Genomic DNA, 12487 nt, shown 5'->3' with positions numbered 1-12487 from the left:
ATAAGACCCCACCTGAATTTACAGCGTGTTGAGCCCCAACTCATTTGTTGAACGACAAGGTTCTTTGTTTCTGTCGATCAAAATGAGGTTTGTGCGACAAATTCTAGTGGCATTTTTTTGTGGTTTGGAAATTCCCCTCTTTTTCTTTTAGATAAGACCTAATATTTGGATTGTTAATTGGTTCATGACTGGAGTCAGGGATTAACATGCACTCTTCTACGTAGGTGATTTGAGAACTATCATCGACCAATAGACGATACCAAGGGTTGCGTGTAGCAAATTCATGTTGGGGTGCTTGAGGGTTGTATTTTCCTGATGCTTGGAATATAGGGTCAACATCCACGATAATTGCTCTATATCGTATGCGTTTGTGAAGAACTATGTCACCAATATTAAATTTAGCCATTTTATCCATCATCCGCCCCTTTTATTGAGCATCTTGATGGTTATATCGGTTGCTTTTGAGTTAGCTTGAGTTTTGTTAAGTAAGTGCGTTTCCGTCCCTGCTCCTATACAACCGAGCCACGAACCCTGAGGGTTGAGGAAGCGGATAAATTTCAAGCACTAACCCTTAAAGCAAATAAACCGCCAATAGAATCCCTGTCTCATACAATAAACATAAAGGCAGAGCCAACGTGATTTGAGAAAAAACATCGGGAGGGGTAAGTAGCATACCAACTATAAATGCGCCCACGATAACATAGGGCCTGATCTTTTTTAGGGTAGTTACATCTACAAGTTGAGTTTTGACGAGTGTTACGCAGACTAAAGGCACTTGAAAAGACAATCCGAACACAATCAACATATGCGTTATAAAGTCCAGGGCATAGGTCATGTCTGGCATATAGCGTACACCCTCAGGAAGCGCTTTAGCAAAAAATTGAAACATATAGGGAAGCACTAAATAGAAGCAAAAAAGCGCGCCTATTGTAAATAGCAGTGGGATTAATAGCAGAGCGCCACGGAATTTTTGTTGTTCGGCTTTATACAGCCCTGGGCGAATAAATTGCCATAATTGAAAGATTGCAAATGGGGTCGTAAGTAACATTGCTCCATTGGCAGCAAGTTTTAAGGGGGTGAACAAAGGAGAGGTAATTTGTGTTGCCACTAAGCCCTCATGATTGGGTAGTGAGTTCAGTAAAGGCTTTACCAGAGCATGAAATAGATCACCCGCAATGAAAAAAAACACTAAAAACAAGCCACCAAACCACATTAATGTGAAAATGGCACGACGTCGTATTTCAATCAGATGAACTAACATAGAATCCATTAGGATTAAGACGGTTAAACTTATATTAACTCATTCTTAGACGTTGGGCACTAAGCAGATGCAGCTTCTTTTCCTTTGACACCTACTCGTTCTGGTCTTATTTCTTTCAGGCGATTGAATTGATCAACAAAGAGAACGATAGGCTCATGGTTTTGGCATTCTTCTTCCTGTAGTTGGAAGAAAGAAGCAATGATGACAAGGTCTCCTGGAGTGACTAGATGCGCAGCAGCACCATTCACGCAAATATCTGTAGAACCTTTTTCACCAGTGATGGCATAGGTTTCGAATCGAGTCCCAGCGGTAACATTCCAAACGTTGACAGATTCATAAGGTAGTATATCTGCCGCTTTAAGAAGTTCTGGGGATATAGTAATACTGCCTTCATATTCCAAATCAGCCTGCGTTACGCAAGCACGATGAATTTTTGATTTTAACATTTTTCTAAACGACATTGAGTTATTCCTAAAATACGAAAACTGCCCATCGACCTTGGCCACTGTGCTTGAATTTTACCCCAAATTAAAGAAAATGATCTAGATCATTTTCTAAATTAGTAATCATTGACTAATCAAGATATAATTGGCGATTTACTCTTTAAAGGGTGAGATAAAGATTGAAGCACAACCCACGTAAAAGGTTTGGACAAAACTTTTTAAGCAGCCAACCTATTATTCATCAAATTATTCAAGCTATTCATCCATTGAAACAAGATAATATGCTAGAAATCGGGCCTGGCATGGGTGCTTTAACAAAGCCATTACTGAATGCCGTAGATACATTGAATGCGATAGAGATTGATCGAGACTTGTATGAGTATTTGGGGCATTTAGAGAATGCCAAAAACAAATTGCATCTGATTTCAGCGGATGCTTTAACTATTGATTACAGTAGTTTTGGTCAGCATTTAAGGGTAGTAGGCAACCTTCCTTATAATATTTCTACCCCATTACTTATCCATTTACTTCAGTACATCTCATCCATCGATGATATGCATTTTATGTTGCAAAAAGAAGTGGTTGAGCGCATGGCCGCAACTCCGGGAACTAAAGATTACGGGCGTTTAAGTGTCATCTTGCAATTTCATTGCGAAGTGGAGCACTTATTTGATGTGCCACCCGAAGCATTTGAACCCAAGCCCAAGGTCGTTTCCGCGGTAGTTCGCTTAACCCCTTTTCAGTCATCGCCGTACGAGGAAATTGACTGGAGGAGCTTAGAAAAAATTGTTGCAAAGGCTTTTGCCATGAGGCGTAAAACCTTAATAAACAACCTTAAAGGGCTTGTATCTGCTTCACAGCTGCAAGATTTAGGCATAGATGGGGCCAAAAGACCGGAGCAAATATCGGTGTCTGAATATGTTCAACTAGCGAAATTTATTTCCAATTAGTGTAAAATTATAAGATAGGATCTGTGGAGGTTATTTTGTTTCATCGCCAGCGTAAAAAATCGGGGTCTAATCAATCCAAGTCATTGAAAGACTTAACTCAAATGGTTATGCCAGAGCAGTTTCTTGCCCAGGACAAGAGGCAGAGTTTATTAAAAAGAATGAAAGAGTTAAGTGGATTAGAGGCTCCAAGGTATGAGAGCTTATGTTCTGTTCTTGTTGAGAGTATGGTTCGCTATTGCCAAAATCTTCCAGAAACGGCCAATAGTTATTATTCGCAACTTGGCGGTGTAATGGACTATGCATTAAATAGAACCGAAGCCGCGCTGAGCCTATTTAAAGAGTTTACAGTCCAAGAGCAGCCAGATTTGTTATCTGAAGAACAAAAACTATGGCAATATGCTCTATACTCAGCGGCTATGCTGCAAGGGATTGGGAAATTATTTGTTGATTACCGCGTAAACTTATACGATTCAAATGGGATGCTATTAAGCGCATGGAATCCATTATTAGAACCTCTGGCTGATGCAGGCAGTTATTATGAGTTTGATTACCAGAAAGAAGTGGAAGTAGATTTTCGTCGACGTTTAAATTTATTGCTTGCAAAATCGTTGGTCCCTGCGAGCGGTTTCGCTTGGATTGCTTCAAATGCACAGGTATTGGCTGTTTGGTTGGCCCTTTTGAATGAAGACTATCGTTCCGCAGGCACCTTAGGCGCCATTTTAATCCGCGCGGATGCGATTGCAATTCAACGATATTTGTTGGAATTTATGGCTAAAAGTGGAGCTAAACAGGGCGGTCGCTATGGTAGAGCAGTTACCTTTACTGGGGGTGTTCCCGCTAGCGTGGGCGAAAAAGAGCAATCTATTGGTGTTGAATTTATTCAATGGTTAATGAAATCGTTGGATGAAGGCCGAATTATGATCAACAAAGCACCGTTATTTATGGTACCAGGCGGCATGTTAATGTGTGCTGAGATGTACCAATTATTTGTTAGAGAGCATCCGGAGTATAAAAATTGGCAAGCCATTCAAAATGCCTTCTTATCGCTAGGTTTACATGCACGAGGTGCTGATGGCAATGTTATTGGGCGGTTTGAGCAGGCAAATACTCATCAAATGCATACTGGCGTGGTGTTTTCAGAATATGGTGTTGTACTCCCCGACTCGGTTAAAGTCCATAATTTAAATACGGGTAAAGTGGACACGATATCTGCAACAGAGCTGACTCATCGGGCACAATTCACTAGCCATTTCACGCAACAACAAAATGCAGTTGTGGTAGCACCATTGCAAAAATTAACGTCGAATGGGCATTGGCAAAACATAGAAAGCGAGGTGACCCAATTAGTCCCAGGAGCAAAGCGTAGTGTCTGATTATGCTATTGGTGATGTTCAGGGTTGCTATGAACCGTTACAACGTTTATTGGAGTTGATTGACTTTAACGAACGTGAAGATAAGTTATGGTTTGTAGGGGATCTAGTCAATCGTGGGCCAGATTCTCTTCAAGTTTTGCGATTTATTAAAGGCCTACCTTTAAAACCCAACATCACTCTAGGTAATCACGATTTACATTTATTAGGGTCATTGTTTGGACAAAAGCCTTGGAAAGGGCATGATGATACAATTGAACAAGTCATGCAAGCTGACGATGGTGCTGAAATTGGTCATTGGCTAAGGAAGCAATCCATTCTGTGTTTTTCATCCGAGTTCAATTTGGTCATGTGCCATGCAGGCATAGCGCCTATCTGGGATTTAGATCAAGCTACATCCTTAGCTCGTGAGTTGGAGGATGTTCTTTCTGGGGATGATTTCGAAAAATTTCTAGGAAGTATGTATGGAAATAATCCGAATGAATGGTCTAATGAACTCCATGGGGTGGATAGACTTAGACTGATTACCAATTATTTCACCCGTATGCGTTTTTGTGACGCACTGGGACGTTTAAACTTAGACTATAAAGGGGAAATAGCAGGCGCACCACCAAATTTATATCCTTGGTTTAGTGTTCCAGGGCGGAAAGAGATTGAGGTGGATATTGTGTTTGGACATTGGGCTGCCTTGTTGGGTAAAAGTCCCAATCCTCATATACATGCAATTGATACAGGCTGTCTTTGGGGCGGTCAATTAACGGCTTTGCGTTTACAGGATAAGAGACGATTTAGCGTTCCAGGATTAAATGAACTATAGGCGATAATTTTGGTGAACTTGATCAATAAAAACATACGTTCTCTTGGAATTCTAAGTATCCTATGTTTAGGTTGCTTTTATTATGGACCAACGTATTCTGATTCAACAAACAATATAGGATTGTACACTTGGGTCGATGACCCTATTGGTGAAGCACAGCGCGTGGATTTAGCAGGAGCTCGATTAAGGGAAGCGATCAACGATCCTGAGTATATGCTAAAAAATTGGATAGAGTTGCCAACCTCCCCAGAATCAAAAAAGAAAACCATACAGCACTTAAGCATAAGGGAGGCCATACTTCTCGCACTCCGATACAATGCTAATATTCAAAATGCGGAGTTGGATCGGATCATTCAACGATACCAGTTACGCATTGCTAACAATGAATTTGAATTGCAATACGCACTAGCCGCTTCTGGTAATGCGCAAAAAAGCACATTCCAAGGGGTCGGAAGTTCGACTACTCATACATTCTTAGCTAGTCCAGAGCTGGACCTAAAAACAAAATTAGGTACAAAAGCATCTGTTTCTATTGATAATAATGTGTCAGTGAACAACAGTTATAACCCTGTTTTGAATTTTTCCATAACCCAACCCTTATTACGAGGATTTGGCAAATCAGCAAATGAAGCCAATTTATTGAATTCAATTGATAAAGAGTGGTTGAATAAACTAAATTTGCAACAATCAGTCATTGACCAAATTACCCAAGTCATTTCTGCTTACAGGTCTTTAATTTTAAGCGGCAATAATGTACAAAATCAGCGCCTGCAATTAAAAGAGGCGAAAAAGTCCTATCGCATTAACGAAAAAAAGATTGACGCCGGACAGTTAGAACCCACAGCAAACATTCAACAATCCTATCAAATCGAGTCATTAAGTTTGTTGGTTGAACAGGGAGAAAACGACTTTAAGATTGCTACTCAGGATTTGCTGCAGATCATTGGGCTAGATCCAGAAATGCGCTTATCCGTACCCAATGATGTTGCAATTAAAAAGATCATCATTCCAGATCTCAAGGAGTCCATTGAATTGGCTCTCAATCACAATACGCAATATTTAGCCCAACAGATGGCATTACGCGCAGACGAAAGAGCTTATAATGTGGCAAAAAACCAACAACTCTGGCAATTGGACCTTGCTGGAAACGTGCAAGGTGGAACAGCCAATGATTTAACGGGAACTGGGAATGGTTTAAGTGGCATTTACAATGGGAATAATATTACAGAATCGGCGAGAGTAACATTAACTGTCCCTTTGAATGATCTCAATCGACGCAGTCAATTAATTAATGCCAAAGTGCAATTGGAAAAAGACAGGATTAATTTGATAGCGGCTAAAAGAGCACTCATTACCAACATTACTAACACCATTAACAATATTCAAAGCTTGGCAAAACGCTATGAATTAGCACAAAAACAGGTGAAATTAGCTGAGCAATCTTATGCATTGGAAAAGAAAAAACAACAAGCCGGTTTTTCTAGTGCTCTGGATGTGAGCAATACACAGAACCAATTAATTCAGGCTCAGTCAGGGTTAATAGGCGCAAAGATTGCCTATCTTAATCAGCTCTCGGCACTACAACGAACATTAGGAACCACGCTGGATTATTGGCAAATACAATTAAGGTATGGTGGATGAACAACTATTTGAAGATCAGCTCTATAATTATTTTGCTATGCACATTGGCTTCCTGTGGCGGCCAAGATAAATCAGTATCAAGCTCGCAAAATACCTTCAAGGTAAAGGCGCAGCCGATACACAAAACATTGCATTTTACAGGTACAGTACAACCATTGCATGAAAATAGCTTAACCAGTCCCATCGAAGCCGTTGTCGAAAGCATGAATTTCCATTACGGACAGATGGTAAAGAAAGGGGATGTGGTTTTAACTTTAAATTCAACGGAATTACAAAAACAGTACAATGATACTTTGACAGACTATTTAAAAGCCAAAGACAGTTACTCCATTTCAAAAGCTAAATTTGTGGGGACTAAAGAGCTTTGGGAAGCTGGATTAATCTCCAAAAACAATTACTTAAGTGAAAAATCTGGATTAGATACTGCAAGAATGACCCTAATGCAGTCTACTCGAAAATTGACTGAAATGTTGGAAAAGTTGGATGATAAAAGTTCACAAAACCTGTCGAATCTAAGTTTATCAGATTTTGAAAAAGTCAGAAAAATACTAACTACAAGCCATAATTTAATTCAATTAAAAGCACCCAACGATGGAATAATGCTGTATCCACCTAAATCAGGAGAAGAAAAAACAAACCGCATAACCGTTGGATCAGCTGTTAAATCAGGGCAGGTTATTGCTCTAATCGGTGATTTAAGTGGGATTAGCGTTGAAATTGATGTTCCTGAAATTGACATTGATAAGATTAAACCCGGCATGTCAGCGAACATCAGTGGAGTTGCCTTCGGAAAGCAGCAGTTAAAAGGCAAATTAGTAGCAGTAAATGCTCAAGCATCCAACACAAACAACGGAGGCTTACCTTCCTTTTCTGCAGTCGTAGAAGTAAGCTCTTTAACGAAAGAACAGCAATCCTGGATTAAGGTAGGAATGAGTGCCTCAATTGAGCTCAATGCAGATTCAAATGATCAATTAGTGATCCCAATAGCGGCTGTAAAACGAGAAAAAGGAAACAGTGTCGTTCAGGTTCAGTTGGCTCAGGGCGACCTACAAAAACGAGTAATCACTACGGGGCCTGCTCAGGCTGATTCTGTTGTTGTTGAGAGTGGCCTGCATGCAGGTGATGTGGTGGTGTATGACTGATGCCCCGCTGATCCAGCTAAAGGAACTTGTAAAAACGTATCATCTGGAAGGAATTAGTACTACTGTATTAAAGCAAGTTTCATTGGATGTGTATGAGGGGGATTTGCTGGCAATCGTAGGAGCCTCTGGGTCAGGAAAATCAACTTTAATGAATATCATTGGCTTATTGGATAAACCGGATCAAGGCCATTATATTTTAAAGAGCAAGCCTGTTGCGGGTCTAAGTTCTGATGAGGCAGCAGAACTGAGAAACAAGCACATCGGTTTTGTGTTTCAACAATTTAATTTACTTCCTCGATTAACCGCGATGCAAAATGTGGCGTTACCATTGACCTATCGAGGAGTTAGTCAAACTGAAATCAAGGAGAAAGTGAGTAGTGCATTAGATAAAGTCGGCATGTCTAAGTTTCTTCAGCACCGCCCCACGCAATTATCAGGCGGGCAGCAGCAGCGAGTAGCTATAGCTAGGGCCTTAGTCACTGATCCACAAGTTATTTTGGCCGATGAACCGACTGGTGCTTTAGATTCAAAGACTGGGACGGAAGTCATGAATTTATTTTTGGGACTAAATGCTGAAGGTAGAACCATTATTATGGTAACGCATGACGAACAGGTAGCTGCTCAATGCAAGCGAAGAATAACACTTGCTGATGGAGCTGTTGTCTCGGAGAGCAGGCAATGAATTTCTTTAGCCACTGTCAACAAGCGCTCGTTAATCTAACCTCCTCTAAACTACGTTCTGTACTGGCTGTATTAGGTATTTTAGTGGGCACAGCTGCCGTTGTTGCTTTGGTAAGTTGTGGGCAATTAGCTACTGAAAAAGCGCTAGAGCAATTTAAAGCCTTAGGCACTGATTTATTAGCGGTGTCTGTCTATCAAAAAACGCCCAATAAATCGCATAGTGAATCTGATTCTTTATCGATTTCACAATGGCAGCTTGTTGGGGATAGCATTCCCTATGTATTAAATTTGGCGCCCTATAGTACAGCCTATCAGCCCATCAGTTTTAATGGCAGGGTCATGCAGGGAGCTGTTATTGGGGCAGATGAAAGTTTAGCCAGCATTATTCATATTGATCTTGAACGAGGACATTTTGTTTCCTATTTGGATTCTTATGAGCACTACTGCGTGATTGGAAATGGGTTAGCCAATCAAATTAAAGAAATCAGTCAAGATGATCCAATTGGAAAGCAATTGCGCATAGGACAGTCCCTATATACCATCATAGGTGTGGCTGAGCGTTGGAAGGAAAATGGATTTTTTAATGAGGACATTAACCAAGCGGTCATCATTCCTCTTGCAGGAATGAGCCTTGTGAGTAAAGATGCAAAAATCAACAACGCCGTTTTATTATTAAAACCAGACAGTCCGATCGATGAAGTGATTGAGGACATAAAACAAATCATAGGCTCTCAGGCACCCAAATTGAGTGTGTTTCCACGAAGTGCTAAACAAATTATAGCCAGTATGGAAAGTCAAGGGCGCATCTTCACACTGTTATTGGCTGTTATTGGTGGTATTTCTCTCATTGTTGGAGGGATTGGCGTCATGAATGTAATGCTTGTGTCTGTGAGTGAGCGTAAGAAAGAAATAGGGATTCGCAAAGCGGTTGGGGCCAAAAACAAGGAAATTCAGTCTTTATTTTTAGCGGAGTCTGTCATGCTCTCTTTACTAGGGGGCGTGTTTGGAGTTGCCCTTGGATTACTATTTACCAGGATAGTTGCCTATTTTAGTGATTGGACTTTTTCAATTTATTTACTCCCACCCATTGCCGGATTTTTGGTATCAGCAGCCACGGGAATTTTCTTTGGATATTACCCTGCGAAACGAGCGGCTAGATTAGAGCCAATTGTTTCTTTACGAAGCGAATAAGCGAGGATTGAGGGGGCGTAAGCCCTAGCTCTATTCCAGCATGACAGCCAACCCTATCCCCCCCTTCCCAGCATGAAGACCAAGCGCTGTTGAGACGTGTTCTATAAACAGGGGCTCTTTGTTAAAGGACTCTGAAGTAAGCTTAGCAAATTGCTGAATTTTATCGGGAACCCCTGCATGTACAAGCGCATAGTTGTCAATTGCACCGTCTGGTCTTCGTGTTTTTGCATGCTGAATTATTTTATCCCAAGCTTTTAGTTCACTGAATGCTTTATCGAATACGACTGCTTTACCAAGTTCATCAAGAGTAATTATCGGCTTAAGATTGGCAAATTGCGCGATTTTTCCACTTAGCCTGCTGATGCGCCCACTGCGGATTAGAGATTCAAATTGATCCACATACACATAGACGTTGATGTTAGGAATTTTTCGCAGTAGTTGCTGTTTAATGTTGTTTATGTCTAAGCCAGAATCAATCAATTGGGCGGCATGAGACACTAAAAATCCCAGGCCAACTGAGGTAAGGCGTGAGTTTATGACATGAACATTCTTCATCCCTTCCGATGCTTTAACGATTGCATCGTGAGTGCCACTTAGTGATTGTGCGATTGGTAAAACCAATACCTCTTGGTAATGCTTGGCTAAATGACTTATTTGCGTCTTAATGAGTGCGGGTGAAGGAAATGAGGTTTTGGGGTAACTTTTTAGCTTGGGTAGATTGTTGTAAAATGTCTCCTGATTCACGCAAATGCGATCAATTAAATGATGCTCATCAAGATGCATGTTGAGTTGAATGATATGAATTTGATAGTGATCAAGAATGCTCTGTGGAATATCAGCACTGGAATCGGTGACCAAAGCAATGGGATATTTTGCTTGGTGTATAATCTGGAACTGCCTCAACATATCTTCTGCTTTAGCTTGAGTAATTGTTCCTTTCTTCATCAGCGCTTCAAAAACAAGAGAGGGTTGTTTGCAGTGCACATGCACTCTACAGAGAGTGGAGTTACCACTACTCACTACACTGTCACCGAATTGTTCTAAATTTTTGGCAATATCGGTTCTATTAAGATCGTTACCACTGAGCAATATTTCAGTGCAGTAACGTTGGGTTGGTTGTATGCCGTTAGAAGGCGGCTCATGAAGTGTTTCAGTTTGCCCAACTTGCAGGTGTTCTTTGTTAATTTCACGAGGATTATTTAAATAGTCAACAAATCCATTGATAAAGTGATAAAATCCTAAGGCGCCAGAGTCAACGACTTTTGCGTCTTTTAGAACGGGTAAAGTGATGGCTGTACTCTGCAAAGCAAGAGCGACTTCAGACAAAGTTGCAGACAGCATTTTTTTAAAACAATTGAACTCTTTTACTAATTTGTTGATACTGGCTGACCAAGCGTCGATAACCGTTATTATTGTACCCTCTACGGGGTTTAATATAGAGGAGCGGACACTTGCACTCGCTTTTGAGATTAATTGTGCGAAAGTTGGTGGGTCAATCTTTTCTGCACTTACTTCAGCTTCTGTCAGTCCGTTGAAGAACTGAGAAAAGATCATCCCGGAGTTTCCTCGAGCTCCTAAAAGAGCCGAATGGGCAAGTGATTGCAATGTTTCTTTTAAGGATGATTTGCTGCAAGAGTGGGTTATAATAGCCAAGGCAGTTGAGGACATGTTATCTCCGGTGTCCCCATCCGCTACTGGAAATAAATTAATGGCATTCAGGTTTTCGCGGTTGATTATAATTGCTTCACAAGCAGTTAAAAACGCACCATGAATCGTGGAGACATCCAAGTGTTTCATTTCCATATTAGGCTAATTGAGAAGATATGGTCTATCTTATTAGAATACACGGATGAGAATATTTTAAAATAGTGATTTATATAAAAAAAATAAAGTAGTATGGAAGTTGTTCTAAAATTGTAACATTCAAGAGTAAGCAAAATAGTAGAGAATTATAATTATAAAATTAGGGGAAGAGCGATGAAAAAGTGGGGCCTCCTTATTGTTATTAGTTTGTTGTTCAGTGGAATGACTTTTGCGAGTCAAGATTGGGATCAATGGGTTGCTGACGTAAGAGTAGAAGCCTTAAAACAAGGCATCTCTCCAGCTGTTTTTGATCAAGCTTTCGCGGGTATTCGTGAACCAAGTCGTCAAATTAAGAGTTTTTCACATTCTCAACCAGAGCATCGTCTAACATTTATGAAATACAGAACTACTCGTGCGGATAATTACCGAATAGCGATTGGTCGCAAAGAGTACAAGAAAAATAAAGAAATTCTGGATGATGTGGCGCAACATTTCGGGGTTAACCCCTGTTTTATAGTTTCATTTTGGGGCATGGAGACCAGCTACGGAACCTACATGGGCAATTTCCCAGTGATTAAAGCCCTAGCAACCTTAGCCTATGATTCAAAACGCAAAGATTTCTTTAGAAAAGAGTTATTCTTAGCCCTTCATATTTTGAATGATGGTCATGTTAGTTTAACGGATTTCAAAGGAGAGTGGGCCGGTGCTTCTGGGCAACCCCAGTTCTTACCATCCAGTTGGGTCAAATACGCGGTGGATTATGATGGTGATGGTAAAAAAGACATTTGGAGAAGTAAGCCAGATGTTTTTGCTTCCATTGCGAACTACATGAAACAAAATGGTTGGCATACTGGTGAACCCTGGGCAATTCAAGTCAAATTACCTAAAAACTTCGACATGAAGTTGGAAGGAAAGAGCATTATAAAACCAGTGAGCGAATGGAATGCATTAGGCGTGCGAACTGAGAGTGGAGAGCCATTACCTAATCAAAATTTGGAAGCGAGTATTGTTCAGCCATTTGGAGGTCCAACGTTTTTAGCGTTTCCTAATTACAAGATGATTTTGCGCTACAATAATTCCATCTATTATGCAGGCGCGATTGGTTATATGGCAGATAAAATTTGTCAAGCGCAATAAGCTGAGTAAGCCTTATCCGCCCCCTGACGCTCGTAGCTCGGTTATTGGTGT

General features: G+C 40.6%; 12 protein-coding genes. 8 read left to right on the top strand and 4 right to left on the bottom strand.

The annotated features are described in order from the left end of the window. Nucleotides 1-103 precede the first annotated feature (103 nt). The 3 genes from hspQ to panD all read right to left on the bottom strand — a co-directional run bounded on the left by hspQ (nucleotide 104) and on the right by panD (nucleotide 1722). The gene (hspQ, locus tag Lwal_RS10690; RefSeq protein WP_058480785.1) at nucleotides 104-415 is read right to left on the bottom strand and encodes a heat shock protein HspQ; all 312 of its coding nucleotides are present in this window, start codon (nucleotides 413-415) and stop codon (nucleotides 104-106) included. A 156-nt stretch (nucleotides 416-571) separates the two neighbouring features. Further along, on the bottom strand, nucleotides 572-1261 hold the full coding sequence (gene tatC / locus Lwal_RS10685; RefSeq protein ID WP_058481003.1) for a twin-arginine translocase subunit TatC: 690 nt from the start codon (nucleotides 1259-1261) through the stop codon (nucleotides 572-574). 59 nt (nucleotides 1262-1320) lie between these two features. Further along, complete coding sequence (gene panD, locus Lwal_RS10680; protein ID WP_058480784.1) at nucleotides 1321-1722, bottom strand: aspartate 1-decarboxylase; 402 nt, start codon at nucleotides 1720-1722, stop codon at nucleotides 1321-1323. A gap of 161 nt (nucleotides 1723-1883) precedes the next feature. On the opposite strand from panD, the gene rsmA reads away from it, so the two are divergent. From rsmA to Lwal_RS10645, 7 genes are all read left to right on the top strand, one after another. Next, entirely contained in the window at nucleotides 1884-2654 is a 771-nt protein-coding gene (gene rsmA / locus Lwal_RS10675) for a 16S rRNA (adenine(1518)-N(6)/adenine(1519)-N(6))-dimethyltransferase RsmA (RefSeq protein WP_058480783.1), read from the top strand. Nucleotides 2655-2689: 35 nt separating this feature from the next. After that, on the top strand, nucleotides 2690-4027 hold the full coding sequence (locus tag Lwal_RS10670; protein ID WP_193787230.1) for a conjugal transfer nickase/helicase domain-containing protein: 1338 nt from the start codon (nucleotides 2690-2692) through the stop codon (nucleotides 4025-4027). After that, on the top strand, nucleotides 4020-4841 hold the full coding sequence (locus Lwal_RS10665; protein ID WP_058480781.1) for a symmetrical bis(5'-nucleosyl)-tetraphosphatase: 822 nt from the start codon (nucleotides 4020-4022) through the stop codon (nucleotides 4839-4841). The genes Lwal_RS10670 and Lwal_RS10665 overlap by 8 nt, the downstream gene beginning before the upstream one ends. Nucleotides 4842-4955: 114 nt before the next feature. Next, on the top strand, nucleotides 4956-6482 hold the full coding sequence (locus tag Lwal_RS10660; RefSeq protein ID WP_408607324.1) for a TolC family protein: 1527 nt from the start codon (nucleotides 4956-4958) through the stop codon (nucleotides 6480-6482). Beyond that, nucleotides 6479-7624, top strand: coding sequence for an efflux RND transporter periplasmic adaptor subunit (locus tag Lwal_RS10655; RefSeq protein WP_058480779.1), 1146 nt, complete (start codon nucleotides 6479-6481; stop codon nucleotides 7622-7624). Before Lwal_RS10660 ends, Lwal_RS10655 begins: the two co-directional genes overlap by 4 nt. Further along, on the top strand, nucleotides 7617-8306 hold the full coding sequence (locus Lwal_RS10650) for an ABC transporter ATP-binding protein (protein ID WP_058480778.1): 690 nt from the start codon (nucleotides 7617-7619) through the stop codon (nucleotides 8304-8306). Before Lwal_RS10655 ends, Lwal_RS10650 begins: the two co-directional genes overlap by 8 nt. Continuing rightward, nucleotides 8303-9496 (top strand): ABC transporter permease, encoded by a 1194-nt coding sequence (locus Lwal_RS10645; RefSeq protein WP_058480777.1) that lies wholly within the window; start codon nucleotides 8303-8305, stop codon nucleotides 9494-9496. The genes Lwal_RS10650 and Lwal_RS10645 overlap by 4 nt, the downstream gene beginning before the upstream one ends. Before the next feature lie 30 nt (nucleotides 9497-9526). Here Lwal_RS10645 and Lwal_RS10640 read toward each other — a convergent pair whose 3' ends face one another. Beyond that, nucleotides 9527-11293, bottom strand: a complete 1767-nt coding sequence (locus Lwal_RS10640) for a DegV family protein (protein WP_238584291.1) — start codon at nucleotides 11291-11293, stop codon at nucleotides 9527-9529. A 180-nt stretch (nucleotides 11294-11473) separates the two neighbouring features. On the opposite strand from Lwal_RS10640, the gene Lwal_RS10635 reads away from it, so the two are divergent. Then, the gene (locus Lwal_RS10635) at nucleotides 11474-12436 is read left to right on the top strand and encodes a lytic murein transglycosylase (RefSeq protein WP_058480775.1); all 963 of its coding nucleotides are present in this window, start codon (nucleotides 11474-11476) and stop codon (nucleotides 12434-12436) included. Nucleotides 12437-12487 lie beyond the last annotated feature (51 nt).

The organism is Legionella waltersii (genome assembly GCF_001468085.1).
Taxonomy (GTDB): domain Bacteria; phylum Pseudomonadota; class Gammaproteobacteria; order Legionellales; family Legionellaceae; genus Legionella; species Legionella waltersii.
Note: the sequence above shows the minus strand (reverse complement) of the source record. Positions and strands in the feature narration are given on the sequence as shown.